This is a genomic window from Oceanobacillus kapialis (genome assembly GCF_044790185.1).
Lineage (GTDB): Bacteria > Bacillota > Bacilli > Bacillales > Amphibacillaceae > Oceanobacillus_B > Oceanobacillus_B kapialis.
Genome location: NZ_CP085256.1, coordinates 305,954 through 327,443 on the forward strand (window position 1 = coordinate 305,954; position 21,490 = coordinate 327,443).

A 21,490-nucleotide genomic window follows, 5' to 3' on the forward strand; every position below is an offset into this window, starting at 1 on the left:
AAGGAGGGAGAGTTTTTAAATGACAATAGGGGATAGAGTATACTTAAGGCCCATTCATGGGAAAGACATAGATGGAATTTTTGATAGTCTTCAAGAAGAGGAAGGACTTTATATGACTGGAACGCGCAAGGTGTTTACGAAGGAAGAGGTTCAAAACGCTTATGAGAGGTTTAATAAAGATTCAACTCGGCATGACTTCGCGATATGTTTAGTAGAGAACGATCAAATGATAGGTGACTTAGCTATTAATGACATCGATTGGGATAATAGGAAAGCGATGTTCCGGATTGCATTACATAATAAAGATAACTACGGAAAAGGGTATGGAACAGAAGCTGTGAAACTTGCACAGAAATTCACTTTTGAAGAGTTAAAACTCAACCGATTAGAGTTACAGGTCTATTCACATAACCCTCGGGGGATAAGGTCGTACGAGAAAGCTGGCTTTAAGAGAGAAGGCGTATTAAGGCAGTCCTTATTTATGAATGGTAGATATTCGGATGAAATTATTATGAGCATTCTTTCTGGAGAATATGTTAAAGGTAAAATGTAATAGAAAACATTACTACAAAATTAAAGAACAAGACATAATAGGCAGCTTTTCGTTTTAATTGATAGAAAAGTTTGCCTTTTTTATTACTGGTTTTAAAACCACAGGCTCTGCCTGTGTGAGAATTCAACTTGTAGAGTTGTAACAGAAAAAACTCCTTTCGGTATAATAGAGTTGGCCGTCAAACCGACTCTATATACAGAAAGGAGATCTACTCATGTCGAGTGACAATAGTTTATCACACACCCGATGGAATTGTAAGTATCACATAGTCTTTATACCCAAGTATAGAAGGAAAGTAATTTATGGCAAATTAAGAAGAGACATCGGGGTGATCTTAAGGCGTTTATGTGAGATGAAAGATGTAGAAATTATCGAGGCTCATGCCATGCCCGACCACATCCATATGCTGGTGAAAATACCACCAAAGATGTCAGTATCTTACTTTATGGGTTACTTAAAAGGTAAAAGCTCTTTAATGATTCACGACAGACATGCAAACCTAAAGTACAACCATGGGAACCGCACATTTTGGGCAAAAGGTTACTATGTCAGTACAGTGGGGCTCAATCAAAAAACGGTGGCAAAGTACATTCGTGAACAGGAATCTGAGGATAGACTACGAGACAACATGAGTAAACGTGAATACGTCGATCCATTTAAAAAATAGATAGGAATATAAACGGTTGACGGTCAATTTCGAAGCCCCTTTAGGGGCCTCGTTGGTAAAGTGCCCTTATAGGGCGAAACTAAAACCGCCCGTTTTACGGGCGGATAGTTACTTTATTTTGGTTGAAGCTATTGTAAGATAGAGAAAGAGGATGTGAAGATTTGGAGGGATAAGAATGGGCATTCGAAATTCAGCAAAGGCGGTCATCGTACAGGATGGGCAGTTGTTGGCTATAAAAAAACAAGATCAAGAGGGATACTACTATATTTTACCTGGTGGTGGACAGGAACATGGAGAAAACCTTCACCAAACATTGAAAAGAGAATGCATCGAAGAGATCAATGCTGATGTTGAAGTAGGTGATCTTATCTTTATGCGTGAGTACATTGGGAAAAATCATGAACATGCTACATTTGATGCGGACGTTCACCAGATGGAATATATGTTTGTATGTAAGATTGCAGAAGGAAGTCCAGAGATAGGAAATGGAACAGTCCCTGATGATGGGCAAATTGGTGTGGAGTGGTTGCCGTTAACAGAGTTATTGAATGATAGACTATACCCACAGACACTTCGGGAATATGTTGTTGAGTATGTAGCAGGGAAGGTAGCGCCTGTTTATTTAGGTGATGTGAATTAGGCATTTTTACATAAAAAAAGTAACCATTATATAATTTAATAACCTTAGATAGGAGGTTGAGTCATTATGAATAAAACAATCTACATTATCAGACATTGCAAAGCAGAAGGGCAAGCACCTGAAGCCCCTTTAACCCAAGAAGGGTTCTTACAAGCTAATGAGTTGGCTGAATATTTCTCTGATGTAAAAGTGGATAGGATAATTTCCAGCCCTTTTCTGCGAGCAATTAAAACGATTAAGCCTTTTGCAGATAACAGAGATATAGAAGTTGAATTAGAGCCTCGATTAGCCGAACGCGTACTCAGCTCCGCCAAACTTCCTGATTGGATGGAAAAACTGGAAGCGACATTTTATGATATGGATCTAAAATATGAAGGCGGAGAATCGAGTGACGAAGCGAGAAAACGGATCGTGGAGGTCGTAGAGGAGATTATCGCAGAGGACTTTGGGACGAGCATTGTCGTGGCACATGGAGGAATTATCTCTTTATTATTAAACTACTATAATGAAAGCTTTGGTTTTGACCAATGGAAAGCCCTAAGTAATCCAGATATTTATCAACTAAGCTTTTCCGGTGGCGCGGTAAAATTCAAGCGAATGTGGATAGATTAATTTAAACAACAATTAGGAATTGGGTCATTTACCAAGAACTAAGATGCCAGACATCTATAAGCTTTCCTTTAAGGGATAAAAGTTTCAAAGGGTGGAGAAAATCTGGGGAAAACCGTATAGGATTTGTTCCTCGAATGAAGGCTTATAAGCATAGTGCCCTTCATCCACTTCCATAGGTCAAAGAGAACAAAGAATAGGGGAAACAAATATGCAAAGAATTGATTTAGAAAAGTGGTTGCTAGAGGTAGATGCAGCCAGAACGAATGAATACTATGGAGAGGCAACGGATTTGTGTGAATGTCTGGACTGTAAAAACTATAGAGAGGCTTGTGAACAGTTGGATCCCCAGGTTAAGCAGCTATTTCATAAGTTAGGTATTGACCCAACAAAACCGGATTTATTATCCGAATTTGGCTCTATAGAAGACGGATTGCATCTCTATATGGGGCATTATTATCTGGTTGGGAAATTAATAGCTGGAGCGTATTGCTCCGATGTAGAATGGGACCCTGAACATACTGCTACTGTCGGCAATTTTACATTTGGGTTTGTTGCAGTGGAACCAAGTGAAAATGAGAACTTGTCGCAACCAGGTCTTTGGTTAGAGTTTGAGGCGAAATACCCTTGGTTAGTGAAAGAGGACCAGTAAAATTCTTCTGCTATGTAGATCCCTAAGTAAATTACATAGTAGAAGAGGTCGTAATGCTGAATGGATTAGCTTTCAAATAGAATACCCTAACCTTTTCACTTCTTCCACTATCGATTGCATAAGCGTTTGGATAGTTTGCTTTTTTGCCATAGATGCGTTCTGGCCTGCCCAAAGGGACATAAATTCGGGTTTCCCCTGACTTGCAGCAGCCTTTCTAATCTCTTTTGTGAGGCTGTTCTGGACAGGGAAATCGGGTAAGAGATGCTCCTTTTCTTGCATAGTCGAGATAAACTCGTTCTGTATTCCTCTTGCCCATTTCCCGGAAAAAGCACGGGTCACCACTGTTCGGTCTTCCTCTGCATGCAGGATAGCAGCTTTATGTAACTCATTTGCTCCACTTTCCTCACACGTCAAAAAAGCTGTCCCCATCTGTACCCCTTGCGCTCCAAGGGAAAGAGATGCAACCAAGCCTCTTCCATCCATAATTCCCCCAGCAGCTATAACAGGAACATTTACCATATCAACTACCTGAGGAATGAGGGCCATTAAACCGATCATACTGTTATCGTAAGAGTCCAGGAAATTCCCACGATGCCCGCCAGCCTCACTGCCTTGGACGACAATAATATCCATTCCGGCTTTCTCTATGGCAATGGCTTCTTTGACAGTAGTCGCTGTACCAATAAGAAGAATGCCATGTTGTTTCAAACGATTAATCACTTGTTCAGAAGGGATGCCAAAGGTGAAGGAACAAATGGGTACTTGATCTTCAATCACAACATCAATTTGCTCCAAAAAGGTATTATGTAAGACATTAAATTCTGGGTTTTTATTACTTGGCTTCTGGGATAGCTGTAGCTGATTGCGTAGTGGAGCCAATTGGTCGTTGGCAAGCATAATTTCATCTTCTGTTACATGGAATTCATTTGGTACAAATAGGTTTACTCCAAATGGGCTGGAGGTCACTTCTTGTACGTCATTTACTTGCTGACGCAGCTGGTCAGGTGACAAGTAACCAGCTCCAATCATTCCAAGGCCCCCTGCATTTGAAACTTCCGTAATCAGATGTGTGGTAGTTACACCTCCAGCCATCGGTGCTTGGATAATCGGATACTTCACCTTTAATAGACTTGCTACAGTATGCAACATTTTATCCTCTCTCCAATCGTTTAGCATTTTGGTCTCCTCAGAAGTGATAATCATGCTGTTTTTATATATTGTTCTTTTTCTAAGGTACTTCCTCCCCAGATAAGTTTCAAGAGCCATCATTCATTATTTTATATTTTTTTTCAATTGAAAATTCAACATCAGACCGTCAACTCATTCTCAGATTTGATTTCTAAGGCTTTATTAAGAAGTTTCTGCAACAAAGCAGCAAATACAGCAATAACACCTGAACAAAAGATAATTACTAATCCCATAAGCAATATCCCTGGGTTGGCTGCATTTAGGTAAAGAAGGGTGATAAAACCTACCATGTACATGACGCTAATGGTGAGAGCACTGTATTTAATTTGTTTTAACGATTGTATGGTCATGGTGGAGAATGCTTTCTCGTAATCAATATTACGTAATAGCTTTAAGGCTTGGTAAAGTGCGAAAAAGAAAGGAATCGTTGTCACAAGCAAGCCAAGTAATAAGGGGTACTGTAAATAGGAAAATTCAGGATACATGTTGGCGAGAAGGTTCGCCTGGTATGGTAGCCAAAAGATACTAAGAGCGAGCACAATTACCCCAATCAATACAACGGCAATCTTTAGAAAAAACGTTGTTCCTCGTTTCATAGCTTACACCTCAACCTCTGTATTTTACTACATCTTACAATATAATTTATCGTTTTTCAATAAATATTTATTAATTTTCAGGTCGGTTCTAGGAATAAAACAAGGCCCTCTATAATATGAGTGGCCTTTAATTTTTTTAGTTGTTATGTTATAAGCCAATTTCTCTGTGCTTTTGTCCTCATCTGGACAAGCCCTGCATATATATTAGAAAGCTATCATACAGGAGGAGAAAAATGTTTGCGATAATAGAGAAAGCTGTATTAGGTATGGCATTGTTGAGAGTTCTTTCTGGGAGTTTGGAAATTTTTGCTGCATATTTAATGTTTCGTTTTAACGAAATAGATAAGGCGTTAATTATTAATAGCACCTTGGCTTTTGTAGGACCATTGGTTTTGTTGGCGACAACAGCTATTGGATTATTTGGGGTGGCTGAGCAGCTTTCTCTTAAGAAATTTTTCTTTATAATCTTAGGAGTAGGTTTTATTCTGTATGGGATAAGAAGTAATTAATTTAAACCTTGGTTTTATTAGGATAGGAATGAAGTAAAGTTATTTTTTTATTCGGCTTGCGTCCCATGATTTTATCTAAAATCTGATCCAGATACATAGAAAATGCGGTGCTTGTGCGCTGGCGTGGTCTTGGTAAATCAATAGCCTGATTCAAGCTAATGTTCCCATTTTCAATGACAATTACGCGATCTGCTATGGCTACAGCTTCTTCAACATCGTGTGTAACCAGTATGGCGGTAAAACGTTTTTGCTGCCAAAGTTCCTCAATAAGGCCTTGCATTTCCAAGCGCGTCAAAGCATCCAAGGCCCCTAGCGGCTCATCCAGCAGTAAAAGGGAGGGCTCATGGACCAACGCTCTAGCTAGTGCAACACGTTGCTTTTGCCCGCCGGAAAGCATAGCTGGCCAATCCGTCATTCTATCCTCAAGCCCCACCAGTTGTAAAGCTTTTTTAGCTTTATGCTTACCTTCCTTGGGTAGCCCAAGTGATACATTATCGATTACTTTTTTCCAAGGGAGTAGCCTACCGTCTTGGAACATCATACGCGCCTGGTCATTTAGCTCTGTTAAGGGTGTTTGACCCATGAGCAATTTTCCATCACTCGGCTTTTCTAAACCAGCTAATAGTCTGAGTAAAGTGCTTTTCCCACAACCACTTTTCCCTACAATCGCAATAAACTCACCTTGTCGGATAGAGAGGTTGATCCCGCTTAACACATTTCTTCCAGGATAATCCTTTTGAAGCTGTTTGGTTTCAATATGGTAGTTCGTCTTAACGTCTTTCATATTCGTTCCTCCCTTCGTTATGCACGATTCCAACGAAGTAATTTTCCTTCAAAAAGCTTGGCAATAACGTCTGATAATTTTCCAAACATCGCGTACAGGACAATACTTAAGACAATGACGTCCATCTGCATAAATTCTCTAGCATTCATTGCCATATAACCAATGCCGGAATGTGCTGAAATGGTCTCCGCTACAATGAGGGTTAGCCACATAACGCCAAGTGAAAAACGTACCCCAACTAGGATGGAAGACATGGCTCCAGGCAATATGACATGAAAGAATAATGTTCTTCCTTTTAACCCATAAGCCTTTCCCATTTCAATTAGTCCTTTGTCTACTGACTTAATGCCATGATAAGTATTGATGTAGACGGGAAACATCACCCCTAATGCTACAAGGAAAATTTTCGAGGTTTCATCAATTCCAAACCACAATATCACTAGAGGGATTAAGGCTAAATGTGGAATATTTCTTAACATTTGAATAGATGTATCAAAGAAGAGCTCTGCAAAACGGAAAATGCCGTTAAACAGTCCAAATAAAAATCCAATAATCCCGCCAATGAGAAACCCGATTAATGCCCTCCCCAAACTTATGGAGATATGTTCTGTCAGTTCTCCTGTGGCGGACAAGTCTATTGCTGCCTGAAACACTTGTGTTGGAGCAGGAAGGATGCGGGTGGGGATGATACCTATAGTAGAAAGAAACTGCCAGCCTAATAGTAACGAGAATGGGACCAGCCATGGAATAAGTTTATCTGCTACGCTTTTGGACGAAATTTTCAAGATTCTAACCTCCTTTTCTTATAGGAATTTTTAGTTTCAGGTTCAGAAGCCGCACATCGGCTTATAAAAGTAGCGCGCCAGCCATAGGGATTGGCGCACGGGCCCATGAGAGTCGCGCATCAGCTCCTGAAAGTAGCGCACCGGCCATAGGAAGTGGCGCCCCACAGTGGCACTTCCATTTTTAATCAATTATTCATTAAAACATCTTCCACCTGTATTTGTTTCGGAATGATATCAAGTTCATAAAAGGTGTCAGCAATTTCTTGCTGTTCTTTCAGAATCTCTTCATTTATTTCGTCCACCCCGTAAGTGCGTCTTTTAATGGATTTCATAATGGAATCTTCCTCAATATTAAGGATTGGAGTGAGCATGGTAGCCAGCTCATCGTGATTTTTATTAGCCCAATCAGAGGACTTTTCAATTTCTTCTAAAAGAATATCAATTAACGCTGTATGGTCCTTAGCAAAGGACTCCGTTGCAATGAAGAAATCGCGGTCAGTAGTGAGACCTTCTCCATCAACTAATAGCTTGCCATTAGAATGCAGCTCTGTTGAAGCTGTATAAGGATCCCATACGACCATGGCGTCAATATTTCCTTGTTCAAAAGCGATTCGTGCGTCCCCAGGAGATAAATAGGCAGGTGTAATATCACTATAGCTTAACCCAGCTTCTTGCAATGCTCGCACGATGAGGTAGTGAGAGCTTGATCCTTTGGCAAAGCCAACCTTTTTCCCTTTTAGATCTTCTATACGTTCTATGGATGAATCGTTCGGTACTAAAACGCCACTCCCTTTAAACTTAGACTTTCCTGCTGCGACCATGACAAAAAGAGTGTCAGCAGCCTGTGCAAATATAGGTGGAGAGTTTCCTGTTCTGCCAAAGTCAATACTCCCTGCATTTAAGGCTTCCACTAATGCAGGTCCAGCTTGGAAAAGTTTCCATTCTACCGTATATCCTTCTTCTTTTAAACGTTCTTCCAAAGTGCCGAGTGATTTCAAAATAATGAGAGGGCCATTTTTTTGATAGCCAATCCGAATAACGTTTTCTTCCTCTGTAGAATTGTTAGATGCTTCATGTTGACTACATCCTACAAACAGGAACATACAAACAATGCTTAAAAACAGCAACTTTAATTTCTTTCTCATATAATGAACCCCATTTTCGTAAATTTTGCGTGATGCTTAGCTCCCTCTGGCTAAAATCAGACGGGCGCATTCGCTTTTGCTTTATGATTTTAGCCTATGTTTAAACGAAAAGTAGGTTCCTGTCCCATGTAAATTAATGCCCAACATAATTTTTTATTTGTTGTGGGATGCTAGATAGGAAGCAAGCTTTTATTTATATCTGTTGTAAGGTAAGGAGTACCTTGAAAATAATAGGAAAGGACTGAAGAAATGGGCATGCTTAATGGCAATAAAGAGGAAGAGGCGTTTCACGCAGGAGAGGTCTATCATCTTTGGACCTATCTTTATAATGCTAAGTGCTTCTGTGTTACCATGCAGGTGCTGATTAATCATACAGGAGACAACGATCTAAAGGTGTTACTAGAGGATGTGTTGGAGAACGGTTTTACCCAGGAAGAACAGCAAGTAGAAACTTTGTTAAAAGAAACGGGGATTCGCCTACCACCTGCACCGCCAGATCGTCCTAATGTTGAAACACAAGATATACCAGCTGGAGCCCGTTTTAATGATCCAGAGATTGCCGCCATGGTGCAAAAAGAGCTTGTGGCTGGCAGGATGACGGCCAGCTATATTATTGGCATAAGCTTACAGGAAAAGCTTCGGACTATGTTTGAAGAATTTAATACGCAAAAAGAAGAATACGAACTCAAGCTCTTAAACATTACGAAAGAAAAAGGGTGGATCGTGTACCCGCCAATTAATACGAAGTAGAGGAGAAGCATGATGGCAAAGGCTGCTAACAAAGGCATGACAATTCTTGCGATTGGTTCTATCCCCTTAATAATGACACTTGGGAATTCTATGTTAATACCGATTTTTCCGCAAATGAAATCTTCATTAAATTTATCTCAAATGCAGGTCAGTTTAACCATCACGGTATTTTCCATTGCTGCCGCTATTTTCATTCCAATTGTCGGGTATCTTTCCGATCGATTTTCGAGAAAAGTGATCATTTTACCCTCTCTCTTTCTATTTGGCTTAGGAGGGTTGATAGCAGGATTAGGTGCTGCTGCTTTTTCCAATGCGTATACGTGGATTATAATCGGCAGGATTTTACAAGGAATTGGAGCAGCAGGAACAGCTCCAATTGCCATGGCGCTTACGGGTGATTTGTTTAAAGGGGGCGAACAAAGCAGAGTTTTAGGGATATTTGAAGCGTCAAATGGCTTGGGAAAGGTTTTATCTCCAATTTTCGGTTCACTCATTGCCTTAGCTGTCTGGTATTTTGTCTTTTTTGCCTTTCCCATCATTAGTTTTATTTCCTTGATCCTTGTTTGGTTATTCATTAAAGAAAAAAGCTTTCGCCAAGCACCACCTCCATTTAAAAAGTATGTAAGAGGTTTGCTAACGGTATTTAAGCATGAAGGCAGATGGCTGTTCACCACATATCTCGCAGGCGGCACGTGCTTGTTCACGCTCTTTGGCATCCTTTTCTTTCTTTCTGATGTGTTGGAGACAAAGTACGAGATTGATGGGGTATTAAAAGGACTGTTATTAGCTATTCCACTTCTCGTTATGGTAGTAACCTCGTATATTACAGGTAGTAAAATTGGCAAGAATCTTATGAAGATGAAACGTCTTGCCGTGATTGGACTTCTCCTTATGACATTGTCTTACAGTCTGCTTGTCTTCTTTGAAATGCTCGTCCCATTTTTAATTATCCTTGCTATAAGTAGTGTAGGTTCAGGCCTTGTCCTTCCATGTGTGAATAGTATTATTACAGGAGCGGTAGGAAAGGAACGCAGAGGATTTGTAACCTCGCTGTATGGCTCCGTCCGTTTTCTCGGTGTAGCGCTTGGCCCGCCGGTTTTTACCCGTCTAATGGATTGGTCGAGAACAGGAATGTTTGTTTCGGTCGCTGCCTTTACTTTTATTGTAGGCCTCCTCGTTTTCTTCTTGTTACATGTGAAAGGAATGGACGGGAAGGATGAGAAAAAGACTGCCATTCGCTATACGTACTTTTAAGCATTGCTTTTGCGCTTTTAGAGCGCAGTACATTGGGTTATTTTTTCCTCCAGCTAAGGGTATAGCTTGGATAGAAGTTTAACTGACATATTAGATTGACTATCCTTGTAGCGATCCATTGACTACCTAATGCAAGTAGGATGATTTTCCAATCGATAACAATGGCTGTAAAAATAAATACAGAGCAATTAATCCAGAATAATGGTTGCCCTGGGGATATACTCCTTTTATGGGCGACAATAAGTGCAATAACTCCGACGCCTCCATTTGAAACGCTTTGCCGCATTAATAAACCAATTCCTGTTCCAAGCAATAAAGAGCCACAGAAAAAGTCTACTAGAAGGTTTCGATTTCCGATGATCACAGTTTGCTCAAAAAAGGCAATAGATGCTGAGGTCATCGTAATCCCAACAACCGTCCAAACAGCAACTCTTTTTCCCAAATACTTTACGGCAACTAATAGCATCGAAGAATTGACAAGCCATAGGGCAAGTCCAGTATGTATGTGAAACCAGTAGTTTAATAATACAGCAATACCTCCAGCGCCCCCGGACGGTATAAAATGCGGAAATAAAAAGAGTCCCATCCCTATGCCTTGCAGTATTCCACCAGCTAACACAATTATAGTTTTTATGAAAATGTGTGACATTGGCTTCCCCCTAAGGGGCGTCCTAATAGGTTTACATTAGGACAACCCCCTTTTTATCCTATTCAATTTAGGTTGGATTCATGTTTAATAATTTTAAGGGGGAGGCTAGAAAATGGGGTTGTTGCGTCAGTTTTAGAAGGTGCTGCGTCTCTTTGTAAAGAAGGTTGTGTCCCTTTTAAAAGTTATCATGTCACTTTGAATATAATGTGTATGAAAGTTTTACAAAACTAATATAAAGGGCTTTCAACATAACAGCTTTTCATGCATACTAGAAATAGAATTTTACTTAGTAGATAAGCAGGTGGCATGTATGGAGAGTACGATGAATGCGTTCCCAGTATTAGAAACAGAGCGTTTAATTTTAAGAAAAGTGATGAAAACAGATGCAGCTAGCATGCTGACTTATTTATCTGATAAGGACGTGATGGAATACTATGGATTGGAGCCTTTTAAAACAGAAGAAGAGGCGCTAAGTGAAGTAGCTTGGTATGATGAGATATTCACTGAAGGCATTGGAATTCGGTGGGGTATAACACTTAAAGGTTTAGATAAAGTAATTGGAACCTGTGGCTTTTTAAACATGGTCAAGCAGCATTCCCGCACCCAAATTGGCTATGAGTTGGACAAACAGTATTGGGGAAAAGGGATAGCAAGAGAGGCAATGGAAGCAGTCCTAAGATACGGCTTTTATGAAATGAAGTTACATCGTATTGAGGCATTAATTGAGCCGCCAAACACCTCATCGATTAAGCTAGTAGAACGAAATGGGTTTATGAGGGAAGGATTATTGAGAGATTATGAGTTTAATGGAAAAACATTCGATGACCTGTATATGTATTCTTTGCTGAGGAGAGATTATAAGGGGGAGTTAAGTTGAAAGCTTTTTTATTTGATTTCGACGGGACGTTAGCTAATACACTACCTGTTGCATATTATGCCTTCCAGCAGGTGTTCGACATGTACGATGGAAAAGAACTTACGAATGAAGATGTAAGGAACATGTTTGGTCCACCAGAGCCAGAGATCATTCGAGAGAATTTGCAGCACCAAGATAAAGAGGAGGCAATTGAGCGCTTCCTGCATATTTATGAGCAAAATCATGAGGAACTTGTAAAACAAAATCAGGACATTACAGATATGTTAAACATGCTGCAAGAGCGTAAATATAAGTTGGCCATCATTACAGGAAAGTCCAGAGCGACCTTGGACATTTCTCTAAAAAAATTGCATATGGATGAGGCGTGTTTTGACTCGATCATTACAGGAGATGATGTAGAAGAGGCTAAACCACACCCTGAAGGTATTTTAAAAACATTACGTGACTTGAAAGTAGAGAAAAGTGAAGCAATGTTTATTGGTGACAGTAATGCCGATATGGAAGCGGGGAAGCGAGCAGGACTTTTTACTGCCGGAGTACAATGGCTGCCTGAATTTCAGTCCAGCAAATTTTCCGTTGAGCCAGACCAGATGTATCAAAAGGTTTCAGAGTTTGTAGAATCGCTTGGTTAATCAAATCGAGGAGGGATAAGATGTCTTTACAGGTTAGAGATACTATTACAATTGATGCACCTGCTGCAAAGGTGTGGGAGGTGCTTGTTAACCCTGTGTATGTAAGTCAATGGGATGAACTGCCAGAGGATTACCCACAGGATCGAATGAAGCTTGGTGACAAGGTCGTATGGGATTTGCCAAACGGGCAACAGTCCATTACAAAACTGATTAAAACAGAGCCAAACAAAGAACTCGTTATTGCCTTAATGGTTACCACATGGGAACATCAGCCTGAGGAAGGTGATGTGTCATATCGTTACATACTTGAAGAAGGAGACAATCAGACGGTGTTGCATATAACAATTGGCGATTTTTCCCTAATAAAGGACGGGGAAATGTATTATGAGGAATCCGTTAAGTTTGCTGAGGAATCCAAAAAAGTCATAAAAGAGCTTGCTGAGAACTTATAATTAAAACTTGACTATACGCCGTCGGCTTGGAAAAGCCAGTCCTTTTACGTAAAGAGGACTGGCTTTTTACAATGTTTCCACACCATTCCAATTATGCTGCTTCATCTCCACTCTACCTTTTGCATCAAAGTGAACGCCTTCTTGTTCAAGTAGGTGCCGCTGGTTGGTGAAGCCGGGGGCAAGCTCGCCTGACTTTTTCACAACACGATGGCTTGGCAAATTCCGTTCAGGTGGTGATTGCCTCATCGCCCATCCCACAACCCTGGCATTATGTGGTTGTTCTAATATTTTGGCTATCTGAGAATAGGACACCACATGTCCACGGGGAATCTGGGCAACGAGGTCATATACTTGATCAAAAAAACCGTTTTTCATATTATTCTCCTTCTAATACTTCCTTCAACACGTTAACGTGATTATACGTTTTATCTTTGGCGCCGTATAACAAAACGAGTCGTTCATTTGTAGCCATTCCCTTTAATTTATCAAGCGCTTCTTGCTGTTCATCATTTTGTTCCAATTCTTCCTTGTACAGTTTCTTGAATTTATCAAACTTATCTGGATCATGGTCAAACCACTTTCTAAGCTTCGTACTAGGAGCTACTTCTTTCGCCCAATAATCGATCCCGGCGTCGTCCTTCGAAATACCACGTGGCCACACTCTATCTACCAACACCCGATTTCCACCTATTTTGTTTTCTTCCTCATAGATTCGTTGCAATACGATAGACATTAGAATCACTCCTGTATAAAGAATGGTGATATTTACCCCTGATTTGGCTCCGATAAACGGCTCAAATCTCTAACAGCAGCCATAATCCGGTACTTGCCTGGAGACACTCCCGTCCAGCGTTTGAATGCATTTTGAAAAGCGCTAGGTTCGGAAAAATGAAGCAAGTATGCAATGTCTCCAACGGAATGGTTGCCATCAGCGAGGTAACGCTCTGCCATCTCTTTTCGAACCTGAATGGACAGCTTACTGAAGGATGTGTCTTCTTCTTTTAGATTTGCTTGCAGTGTCCGTGGGCTTATCCGCAAATAATCCGCCGTTTGTTTCAAGGTGGGGAAAAATCTTGGCAAACAGTCCCTCAACCATTCGACAACCTGATAGGAGACAAGATTTGCATGTGTTAGTGCTTCACTATTCTCTTTTGCTAGACTTTCAAATACATGTAAAAGCTTTGGATTAGCGTATAGGACGGGGAAATCAAGCACTTCCCGATCCATGTAAAGTACTGTTTTGTCAGCTGAAAAGGAAGGTGCGACCCCAAAAATAGCGTCATATTCGGCCACATCTCCCGGGTGCTCATGACTAAATTGTACAGAATGAAGGGCTATTTTTGTATTACTTAACTTGCAGGCAAGGTGATAAACGGAGCTTGCCATATCCTCTATGCAGTGCCGTGACATCTGTCCATGTGGTTGTAAATGCAACTCAATCTGCAGCTGATCTCCTTTTACCTGCCAATCAAGATTAAATCCGTTGCACAAAATAACGTTATATCGCTGATAAGCGAGGAGCGCATCCTTAATCGTGTTGGAATGTAACATGACATAGCCAAGTACGCCCATATCCTCAAAACTTATATTGACACCTTGATGTAGGCCGAAGAAAGGGTTTCCTGTGTAGGCTGCAGCAGTACTCATTAATTTTACTAAATCAAGTGCTTCAATTCGTGCATCTATATCATGGAGTAGCTCAAGCTTCATGCCTGCCTTTTCGAAAAGCTGTTCCTTTCTTACGCCATGTCTGTGAAGTGACTTTACAATCGGATACACCATGGAGATGGAAACACCGGTAGTCGCCATAACCTCTTCCCCTTTCTTGCGTATATCTTCATGATTTTTGCGCTATCCATCATTTTTATAAATTGAAAGCTATTCTATGCTTATTTTATCAGCTATTAATACAACTATAGCATGTTATTGGAGGAGTGAATGTGTTGAAAAAGAAAATTCTTATTATAAATGGTCATCCCGATCCGCAAAGTTTTTGCAGAAGTTTATCCGAGGCATACAAAGATGGAGCAGCTGCCAGAGGAGAGGTGCGCTATCTTAATTTAAGCACAATAAGCTTTGAACCAAATTTAAAATATGGGTATAGAAAACGGACTGAATTAGAAGCTGATCTAGTAAAGGCCAGAGAATGGCTAGAATGGGCGAATCATTTGGTGTTCGTGTACCCAACTTGGTGGGGGACAATGCCGGCTGTGTTAAAGGGATTTATCGATCGGGTTTTTCTGCCGGGATTTGCTTTTCGTTATAGAGAAAATTCTCCATTATGGGATAAGCTATTGACTGGGAAGTCAGCCCACCTGATTGTAACTTCCGATACACCATCTTGGTTTAACCGCCTTGTGTACCGGCGTGCAGGACATCAGGTGATGAAGCGCAATATATTAAGTTTTTGCGGAATTAAGCCAGTCAAGGTAACAGAGATTACGCCTGTTAAAACTTCTACGGAAGAAAAACGTGCTGCTTGGTTGAACAGAGTAAAAAGACTTGGTAGTAAACATATATGAAAAAACAGGCAAATGGCTTTTGACAATTGAGAGAATACTCTATACAATAAACATATACTTTTAAATGTAAGGAGGATTGTGACGATATGGCTTCTGTAAGATTGCGTTTCCCAGCTTTGAACCAGTAATTTCATAGTTCAAAGCCTCTGCTAATTCATGCAGAGTAAACGGGAGCAGTCTGCCATTTTTTCATAATCTTCTTTTATACGTGAGGGGAAAGGTAGGTCAACCTGCCTTTCTTTTTTTATGCCATTACGAAAAGGTACACGTTTATACGTTGTACTTAATTTGTGTTATTCCTTCAAGGTTTATCTTTGATAAATGCGTGGACCCTCCCTTTATTCTCTAGTGTTAGCAGGTGGCTAATTTTAGGCAGAGAAAGGGAAGGGAATGTACAATGGAAAAATTATGCTTTGAGCTTGAAGATGTTGAGGTAACTTTTTTGGATCAATTAATTCTTTCAATACCTCGATTAGCTATCCATCAATTTGATCGAATTGGTATTGTTGGAAAAAACGGTACAGGAAAAAGCACCTTAATCAGATTATTGCACGGCCAGATAACTCCAAGTAAAGGTAGTGTTCATATTATTGCGGAAGCTGCCTATTTTGGCCAACTTACTGCTCCTGAGCCAGAAAAAGCGGACCCTAAACAGATAAGGAGCCTCGGTTTAGAGGACAAAAACAGATCAAAATTAAGTGGTGGGGAGCAGACAAGGTTAAAGTTGGCCCAGTTGTTCTCCGAGTATCACGAAGCTTTATTAATTGATGAACCAACAACACATCTTGATACAGAAGGTAAACAATACTTTTTGGATGAGCTGGAATACTACTATGGGGCTCTTGTACTTGTAAGTCATGATCGCCATGTGCTTGATCAGCTAGCTACGAAAATTTGGGAAGTAGCTGACGGTAGTGTTACAGAGTATACCGGCAACTATTCAAACTATGTTGCACAAAAGGAAAGGGAACGAATAGAACAGCAAGAGCAACATGAAAAGTACCAGAAAGAAAAACAGAGATTGTTAAAAGCTGCAGAAGAGAAGAAAAAGAAAGCAGATAAAATTACCCAAGCTAGTGGAAGTATGACAAAGAAAGATACAAAGTCTTTGGCAAATAAGATGTTCATGACGAAGTCACGGGGCACAAGTCAGAAAGCTGTCCATCGTGCTGCTAAGGCGATCGAGCAACGTATCGAACAGATGGAAGAAGTAGCAGCACCAACCTCGGAAAAGCAACTGTATTTTCATCAGAGTGAGGCACTAAAACTCCACAATAAATTTCCGATTATGGCTGACGACCTAAGCTTAAGGGTTGGTAAGAGGGAATTATTAAGCAAAGTAAGGTTTCAGTTTCCGTTAGGGGAAACCATTGCGATAACGGGCGATAATGGCACCGGTAAGACAACGCTTTTGCAAGCTATTGTGGAAGGCAAAGAAGGGATTATCCTTTCCCCTAAAGTTGAGATTGGTTTTTATAGACAGATGTCTTATCAGTTTGAAAAAGAGGAGACAGTTCTTGCGTATATGAAATCTAGGAGTGATTATCAGGAAAGTAAAATACGTGCAGTGTTAAATGCTATGAGCTTTACAGGAAATGATATTAAAAAGAATGTGCAGGACTTAAGTGGGGGAGAAGCAATACGACTCGTGCTATGTCAGCTTTTCCTAGGCCGATATAACATCCTGATTCTTGATGAGCCAACAAATTTTCTGGATGTCTTTAGTATAGAAGCGTTGGAGAAGTTTATTGAGGGATATGAGGGCACGATTTTACTCGTCTCTCATGATAAAGCGTTTGTAGATCGTGTAGCAGACCGTGTGTACAAGATAGAGAAGCAACAACTGACATTATTGGATTGAGAACAAATTGCGGGCAAGCAGCAGAAAAAACTCCTGCTACTTGCCTTTTTCTTATTTATCCCATTATCCTATCCTTAGGAGGGTCGGCCATGATATACATTGGACTAACAGGCTGGGGGGATCACCATGCATTATATCCACCACAGGTGAAGCCAAAAGATAAGCTGCAGGAGTACAGCAGTCATTTCCCAGTTGTCGAGGTGGATAGTTCTTTCTATGCGATTCAACCAGTTAAAAATGCACAAAAATGGGTGAAGGAGACCCCGGAAAATTTTCGGTTTATTGTGAAGGCCTATCAAGGGATGACAGGACATCAACGCGGGGAAGAGAAGCATTTTTCTTCAAAGACAGAGATGTTTCAAGCATTTAAGGACTCCTTACAGCCCTATATTGAAGCAAACAAGCTGGGAATGGTCCTGTTTCAATTCCCGCCGTGGTTTACCTGTAAAAAAGAAAATGTTGACTACTTACGCTATTGTAAAAAGCAAATGGAGGACATTCCTGTTGCGCTGGAGTTTCGCAACCAATCATGGTTTACGGAGCAATTTAACAACCAAACCCTTAGCTTTATGAAAGAAGAAGGGTGGATACACTCCATTGTAGATGAACCGCAAGCAGGGGATGGCTCGGTTCCAATTATCCCTGTCGCCACAGATGAGAAGACTACTTTAGTTCGGATGCATGGCAGAAATTTTTATGGATGGAACAAGCCGAAAGATGAAAATTGGCGCGAGGTGCGCTATTTATATCATTATAACGAACAGGAATTATTAGAATGGAAGGAACGACTCCTTGAGTTAAACAAACAATCAAAAGATATTGTTGTGCTATTTAATAATAATTCAGGTGGTGATGCTGCCGAGAATGCAAAGACCTTCCAAAGCATGCTTGGTATTAAGTTTGAAGGTCTAGCACCAAGGCAGATGGATTTATTTTAGTCTAGCTGAAAATCCTCTGTTTTCTTCTGCGTATTTGTTTGAAGAGGCTGTACACTATAAATGCACTTACAATAACTGTACAGCCAATAAGCGTCCAATGTAGTGTGTTTTGCTGGACGTTCAACATGATCGCAATAAACGTCCATATTAAGACGAGTGGATAAAGCAAATCTTGTTGAAATAGAAGTATAGAGATTGCTACCAAGCTAATACCGATGATTGCAATAAGTGTCCATCCTACTTCTCCTATTCCAAAAAACGAAAACATGTCACTTCGCTCCACATATGTGAAAACATTGACGATGCTTGCTAAAGATACCCATCCAGTGTAGACAGAAAACGGCGCGTAATCCCAGCTGTTACTTGTCGGATCGTTGTGTACGTTTTGGTAAATCCACACAAGGGATAGCAATAACAAAATAATAATAATCGTTGATAGCAGAATCATTTGCTGCGTAAACGTTATGATCCATAAACTGTTTAAAATAAAGTTTAGGGGAAGGATAAATGAAAGCTTTTTATAAAGTTCAACTTTAGCCCCTTTCGTGAAGAAACCTTTTATAATCCATACGAGCAGGAGTAAGTAAATAACACCCCATATCGAAAAAGCATAGCCGGCTGGCTGGATAAGTGCAGGATCTTGATTTGCAACCGTACCAACCTGGGAACCAACTGAATAGTTTACAAAGATCATACCTGCGAAAAAGATTAGGTAGACAAGCGAAAGCTTGGTTATGGAACGCAAATAAATCACCTCCTAAATGTTATCTTGTTTGAAGCTTTCCCTATTTGTTGGTTATGTAAAACTGCATGGAAGAGCGTCGGTTATGGTGAAATTTTAAAATAGAGGTTGCCTTTTTTCAAAATTTGTAATAGCATATATAAAAATTAGTAATGATAAGTGAAGATGAGGACACGCATTATTCTTACCGGTTATCAGAGAGGGAAGGCTTGCTGCGAACTTCCTAACCAAGGAAAATAATGTACCACCTCGGAGCAGTATTGGGGAAAACAGAGTAACCAATACCGTAATTGCTGCGATAAAGCAACCAAAGCCAATGATGATTTTTTCATTGGGAAATTGGGTGGAACCACGAACAGACACATTCGTCCCTTAGGTAGGGATTGATGTGTTTTTTTATTTTATATAGATGCTATGAGAAGGACACATATTATTTTTTCAGCTTTCAGAGAGGGAAGGATTTGCTGCGAACTTCCCAGTGATGGAAAATAATATACCACCTTGGAGCAGTATTGGGGAAAATAGAGTAACCAATATCGTACCGCTGCGTTAAAGCGTCCAAAGCCGGTGAAGATTTTATTCATTGGGAAGCTGGGTGGAACCACGGGTAAACGCACTCGTCCCTTTATTGGGATGAGTGCGTTTTTTATATATGAAAAAGGAGGAGTTTTTATGGAGAGAATTAGTATTCAATTTCCGGATGGGCAAGTCAACATGTATGCAAAAGGGATTACGATCCAAGAGGTGGCAGCATCCATTAGTGGAAGTTTGGCCAAAAAAGCCGTTGTTGGAAGGTTTAATGGCCAGCTTTTAGATATGGATTCGCCCCTTGAAGTTGATGGGGAGCTAGCTATTTTGTCGCTGGAAGATGACGAGGGACAGGAAGTAATGCGCCATAGTACTGCACATATTCTGGCCCAAGCACTGAAACGAAGCTTTGGTAATGTGGAATTAGGGGTGGGTCCTGTGATCGATAATGGCTTCTATTATGATGTGAAGCTAGAGAAGAGTTTATCCCAACAGGACTTTTCTGCTATTGAAAAAGAAATGCAACACATTATTGATGAGAATTTGCCGATAAAGCGGATGGTTTTGTCCTTGCAAGAGGCAAAAGAATTATTTGAAGCAAGGGGAGAATCCTTTAAACTCGAACTTTTGGAAGGGTTTGGGGAGAATGAAGAAATTTCTATCTACCAGCAGGGAGAATTTATCGATCTATGTCGAGGCCCACATTTGCCACGGACTGGCTTGGTCAAAGCGTTTAAACTTACCCATGTATCTGGTGCCTATTGGAAGGGGGACCAAGACAATGAAGTGATGCAACGGATATACGGGATAGCTTTCCGTAAAAAGAAAGAGCTGAAAGAGTATCTTCATTTAAGAGAGGAAGCGGAAAAGCGGGACCATCGGAAGCTAGGGAAGCAATTAGATCTATTTATGTTTTCAGAAGAAGCCCCTGGGATGCCATTTTATCTGCCAAATGGCCAAATTATTCGAAATGAACTAGAAGCATTTTCAAGAAAGTTGCAAACAAAAGCTGGCTATGAAGAGGTGCGCACACCATTTATGATGAATCAGCGGCTGTGGGAGCAATCTGGACATTGGGAGCATTATAAAGAAAATATGTATTTCTCGGAAGTGGATGACACAGAGTTTGCGATGAAGCCGATGAACTGCCCGGGCCATATGCTTGTTTATAAAAATAGCCTTTATTCCTACCGTGACTTGCCAGTTCGCATGGCGGAGTTTGGGCAGGTACACAGACATGAATATAGTGGAGCTTTGAATGGGATGCTCAGGGTTCGGTCCTTCTGCCAGGATGATGCCCACATTTTCGTTCGAGAGGATCAAATAGAGGATGAAGTAAAGGCCGTGATGGAGCTAGTGGATGAAGTGTATCGTGCATTTGGATTCTCCTACACGGTAGAACTTTCCACTCGTCCTGAAAAATCGCTTGGCTCAGACGAACTTTGGGGGCATGCAGAGAAGTCTTTAGAAAATGTTCTTGAAAAAACAGGTATCTCCTACCAGGTGAATGAAGGAGATGGAGCGTTTTATGGACCGAAAATTGATTTTCATATAAAAGACGCTTTAAAACGGAGCCATCAATGTGCAACCATTCAATTAGATTTTCAAATGCCAGAGAAATTTGATCTCTCTTTTGTTAATGATAAAGGAGAAAAGGAAAGACCAGTCGTGATCCACCGCGCCATATACGGATCGATTGATCGCTTCTTCGGGATTTTAATTGAACACTTTGCGGGAGCATTTCCTGTTTGGTTGGCACCAATACAAGTTCAGTTACTACCTGTTGCCAACGTGCATGTTGACTATTGTGTGAGACTTCGGGAGGAGCTGCGAGCCCAAGGATATAGGGTAAATATAGATGCAAGGGATGAGAAGTTAGGATACAGAATTAGGGAAGCACAGATGAAGAAAGTCCCTTATGCACTTGTCATTGGGGATGAGGAAGTTGAGAATGGAGATGTAACCATTCGTAAGTATGGGGTGAAGGAGACAGAACGGTTGTCATTTGCTCAATTTTTGGGGCTTGTAGAAAAGCAGGTGGCAAACAGGGAATTAGCGTAAGTATTGGAGGGAGTCCGCCTTTAGGGGGGCTTCTTTTTTGTGTACTTAATTATAGGCTGAAAAGCGGATTGTAAGATGTTTTCTTTAAGAAGGTGT

The 21,490-nt window shown here is 40.6% G+C and carries 25 protein-coding genes and 2 other annotated features; of the genes, 15 read left to right on the forward strand and 10 right to left on the reverse strand.

What is annotated here, in order from left to right:
- The first annotated feature begins 19 nt into the window (after window positions 1-19).
- The 5 genes from LG273_RS01675 (at window position 20) to LG273_RS01695 (ending at window position 3,121) form a co-directional block, all read left to right on the forward strand.
- Window positions 20-553: a GNAT family N-acetyltransferase gene (locus LG273_RS01675; RefSeq protein ID WP_404457229.1), complete on the forward strand. Its 534-nt coding sequence runs from the start codon at window positions 20-22 to the stop codon at window positions 551-553.
- 214 nt (window positions 554-767) lie between these two features.
- A complete protein-coding gene (gene tnpA / locus LG273_RS01680; protein ID WP_238020934.1) occupies window positions 768-1,220 on the forward strand; it encodes an IS200/IS605 family transposase in 453 nt (150 codons plus the stop codon).
- Window positions 1,221-1,395: 175 nt separating this feature from the next.
- Window positions 1,396-1,860: an NUDIX domain-containing protein gene (locus tag LG273_RS01685; RefSeq protein ID WP_404457230.1), complete on the forward strand. Its 465-nt coding sequence runs from the start codon at window positions 1,396-1,398 to the stop codon at window positions 1,858-1,860.
- A 66-nt stretch (window positions 1,861-1,926) separates the two neighbouring features.
- The gene (locus tag LG273_RS01690) at window positions 1,927-2,472 is read left to right on the forward strand and encodes a histidine phosphatase family protein (RefSeq protein ID WP_404457232.1); all 546 of its coding nucleotides are present in this window, start codon (window positions 1,927-1,929) and stop codon (window positions 2,470-2,472) included.
- Window positions 2,473-2,680: 208 nt separating this feature from the next.
- A complete protein-coding gene (locus LG273_RS01695; RefSeq protein ID WP_379563635.1) occupies window positions 2,681-3,121 on the forward strand; it encodes a hypothetical protein in 441 nt (146 codons plus the stop codon).
- Between the two features lie 72 nt (window positions 3,122-3,193).
- Here the strand turns inward: LG273_RS01695 and LG273_RS01700 are convergent, their stop codons facing one another.
- Together LG273_RS01700 and LG273_RS01705 are read right to left on the reverse strand one after the other, a co-directional pair.
- Window positions 3,194-4,297, reverse strand: coding sequence for an NAD(P)H-dependent flavin oxidoreductase (locus LG273_RS01700; RefSeq protein ID WP_404457234.1), 1,104 nt, complete (start codon window positions 4,295-4,297; stop codon window positions 3,194-3,196).
- Between the two features lie 131 nt (window positions 4,298-4,428).
- Complete coding sequence (locus LG273_RS01705; protein WP_404457236.1) at window positions 4,429-4,905, reverse strand: DUF2975 domain-containing protein; 477 nt, start codon at window positions 4,903-4,905, stop codon at window positions 4,429-4,431.
- A 233-nt stretch (window positions 4,906-5,138) separates the two neighbouring features.
- Between LG273_RS01705 and LG273_RS01710 the strand changes: the two genes are divergently transcribed.
- Complete coding sequence (locus LG273_RS01710) at window positions 5,139-5,414, forward strand: YqhV family protein (protein ID WP_404457238.1); 276 nt, start codon at window positions 5,139-5,141, stop codon at window positions 5,412-5,414.
- 1 nt (window position 5,415) lies between these two features.
- Here the strand turns inward: LG273_RS01710 and LG273_RS01715 are convergent, their stop codons facing one another.
- The 3 genes from LG273_RS01715 to LG273_RS01725 all read right to left on the reverse strand — a co-directional run bounded on the left by LG273_RS01715 (window position 5,416) and on the right by LG273_RS01725 (window position 8,128).
- Window positions 5,416-6,198, reverse strand: a complete 783-nt coding sequence (locus tag LG273_RS01715) for an ATP-binding cassette domain-containing protein (RefSeq protein WP_404457240.1) — start codon at window positions 6,196-6,198, stop codon at window positions 5,416-5,418.
- 17 nt (window positions 6,199-6,215) lie between these two features.
- The gene (gene ssuC, locus LG273_RS01720) at window positions 6,216-6,983 is read right to left on the reverse strand and encodes an aliphatic sulfonate ABC transporter permease SsuC (RefSeq protein ID WP_404457242.1); all 768 of its coding nucleotides are present in this window, start codon (window positions 6,981-6,983) and stop codon (window positions 6,216-6,218) included.
- A gap of 185 nt (window positions 6,984-7,168) precedes the next feature.
- A complete protein-coding gene (locus LG273_RS01725; RefSeq protein WP_404457244.1) occupies window positions 7,169-8,128 on the reverse strand; it encodes a sulfonate ABC transporter substrate-binding protein in 960 nt (319 codons plus the stop codon).
- A 249-nt stretch (window positions 8,129-8,377) separates the two neighbouring features.
- On the opposite strand from LG273_RS01725, the gene LG273_RS01730 reads away from it, so the two are divergent.
- Window positions 8,378-8,878 (forward strand): DUF3231 family protein, encoded by a 501-nt coding sequence (locus LG273_RS01730; RefSeq protein ID WP_404457246.1) that lies wholly within the window; start codon window positions 8,378-8,380, stop codon window positions 8,876-8,878.
- Window positions 8,879-8,887: 9 nt separating this feature from the next.
- Window positions 8,888-10,132 carry an MFS transporter gene (locus LG273_RS01735; protein WP_404457248.1) on the forward strand — a complete coding sequence of 415 codons (1,245 nt, stop codon included), beginning with the start codon at window positions 8,888-8,890 and terminating at the stop codon, window positions 10,130-10,132.
- A 37-nt stretch (window positions 10,133-10,169) separates the two neighbouring features.
- Here LG273_RS01735 and LG273_RS01740 read toward each other — a convergent pair whose 3' ends face one another.
- Window positions 10,170-10,781, reverse strand: a complete 612-nt coding sequence (locus LG273_RS01740) for a YitT family protein (protein WP_404457250.1) — start codon at window positions 10,779-10,781, stop codon at window positions 10,170-10,172.
- Between the two features lie 310 nt (window positions 10,782-11,091).
- On the opposite strand from LG273_RS01740, the gene LG273_RS01745 reads away from it, so the two are divergent.
- From LG273_RS01745 to LG273_RS01755, 3 genes are read left to right on the forward strand one after another with little or no spacing between them, the layout of a single operon-like run.
- Window positions 11,092-11,658: a GNAT family N-acetyltransferase gene (locus LG273_RS01745; protein WP_404457252.1), complete on the forward strand. Its 567-nt coding sequence runs from the start codon at window positions 11,092-11,094 to the stop codon at window positions 11,656-11,658.
- Window positions 11,655-12,290, forward strand: coding sequence for an HAD family hydrolase (locus LG273_RS01750; protein WP_404457254.1), 636 nt, complete (start codon window positions 11,655-11,657; stop codon window positions 12,288-12,290). Before LG273_RS01745 ends, LG273_RS01750 begins: the two co-directional genes overlap by 4 nt.
- Before the next feature lie 20 nt (window positions 12,291-12,310).
- Window positions 12,311-12,742: an SRPBCC domain-containing protein gene (locus LG273_RS01755; RefSeq protein ID WP_404457256.1), complete on the forward strand. Its 432-nt coding sequence runs from the start codon at window positions 12,311-12,313 to the stop codon at window positions 12,740-12,742.
- 66 nt (window positions 12,743-12,808) lie between these two features.
- Here the strand turns inward: LG273_RS01755 and LG273_RS01760 are convergent, their stop codons facing one another.
- Genes LG273_RS01760 through LG273_RS01770 form a run of 3 tightly spaced genes read right to left on the reverse strand, consistent with a single transcriptional unit; the run spans window position 12,809 to window position 14,551 of the window.
- A complete protein-coding gene (locus LG273_RS01760; RefSeq protein WP_404457257.1) occupies window positions 12,809-13,117 on the reverse strand; it encodes an MGMT family protein in 309 nt (102 codons plus the stop codon).
- 1 nt (window position 13,118) lies between these two features.
- Entirely contained in the window at window positions 13,119-13,475 is a 357-nt protein-coding gene (locus LG273_RS01765; RefSeq protein WP_404457259.1) for a DUF488 domain-containing protein, read from the reverse strand.
- A gap of 32 nt (window positions 13,476-13,507) precedes the next feature.
- Window positions 13,508-14,551, reverse strand: a complete 1,044-nt coding sequence (locus LG273_RS01770; RefSeq protein ID WP_404457261.1) for an AraC family transcriptional regulator — start codon at window positions 14,549-14,551, stop codon at window positions 13,508-13,510.
- 134 nt (window positions 14,552-14,685) lie between these two features.
- Between LG273_RS01770 and LG273_RS01775 the strand changes: the two genes are divergently transcribed.
- The 3 genes from LG273_RS01775 to LG273_RS01785 all read left to right on the forward strand — a co-directional run bounded on the left by LG273_RS01775 (window position 14,686) and on the right by LG273_RS01785 (window position 18,063).
- Window positions 14,686-15,264, forward strand: coding sequence for an NAD(P)H-dependent oxidoreductase (locus tag LG273_RS01775; RefSeq protein WP_404457263.1), 579 nt, complete (start codon window positions 14,686-14,688; stop codon window positions 15,262-15,264).
- Between the two features lie 397 nt (window positions 15,265-15,661).
- Window positions 15,662-17,125 carry an Msr family ABC-F type ribosomal protection protein gene (locus LG273_RS01780; protein ID WP_404457264.1) on the forward strand — a complete coding sequence of 488 codons (1,464 nt, stop codon included), beginning with the start codon at window positions 15,662-15,664 and terminating at the stop codon, window positions 17,123-17,125.
- Between the two features lie 89 nt (window positions 17,126-17,214).
- On the forward strand, window positions 17,215-18,063 hold the full coding sequence (locus LG273_RS01785; protein WP_404457266.1) for a DUF72 domain-containing protein: 849 nt from the start codon (window positions 17,215-17,217) through the stop codon (window positions 18,061-18,063).
- Between the two features lies 1 nt (window position 18,064).
- Here the strand turns inward: LG273_RS01785 and LG273_RS01790 are convergent, their stop codons facing one another.
- Complete coding sequence (locus tag LG273_RS01790; RefSeq protein WP_379563597.1) at window positions 18,065-18,808, reverse strand: tryptophan-rich sensory protein; 744 nt, start codon at window positions 18,806-18,808, stop codon at window positions 18,065-18,067.
- A 150-nt stretch (window positions 18,809-18,958) separates the two neighbouring features.
- Window positions 18,959-19,181 (forward strand) — a binding site (T-box leader).
- Between the two features lie 29 nt (window positions 19,182-19,210).
- Window positions 19,211-19,433: a binding site (T-box leader), on the forward strand.
- Between the two features lie 44 nt (window positions 19,434-19,477).
- Between LG273_RS01790 and thrS the strand changes: the two genes are divergently transcribed.
- The gene (gene thrS, locus LG273_RS01795; RefSeq protein ID WP_379563595.1) at window positions 19,478-21,394 is read left to right on the forward strand and encodes a threonine--tRNA ligase; all 1,917 of its coding nucleotides are present in this window, start codon (window positions 19,478-19,480) and stop codon (window positions 21,392-21,394) included.
- Window positions 21,395-21,490: the final 96 nt, after the last annotated feature.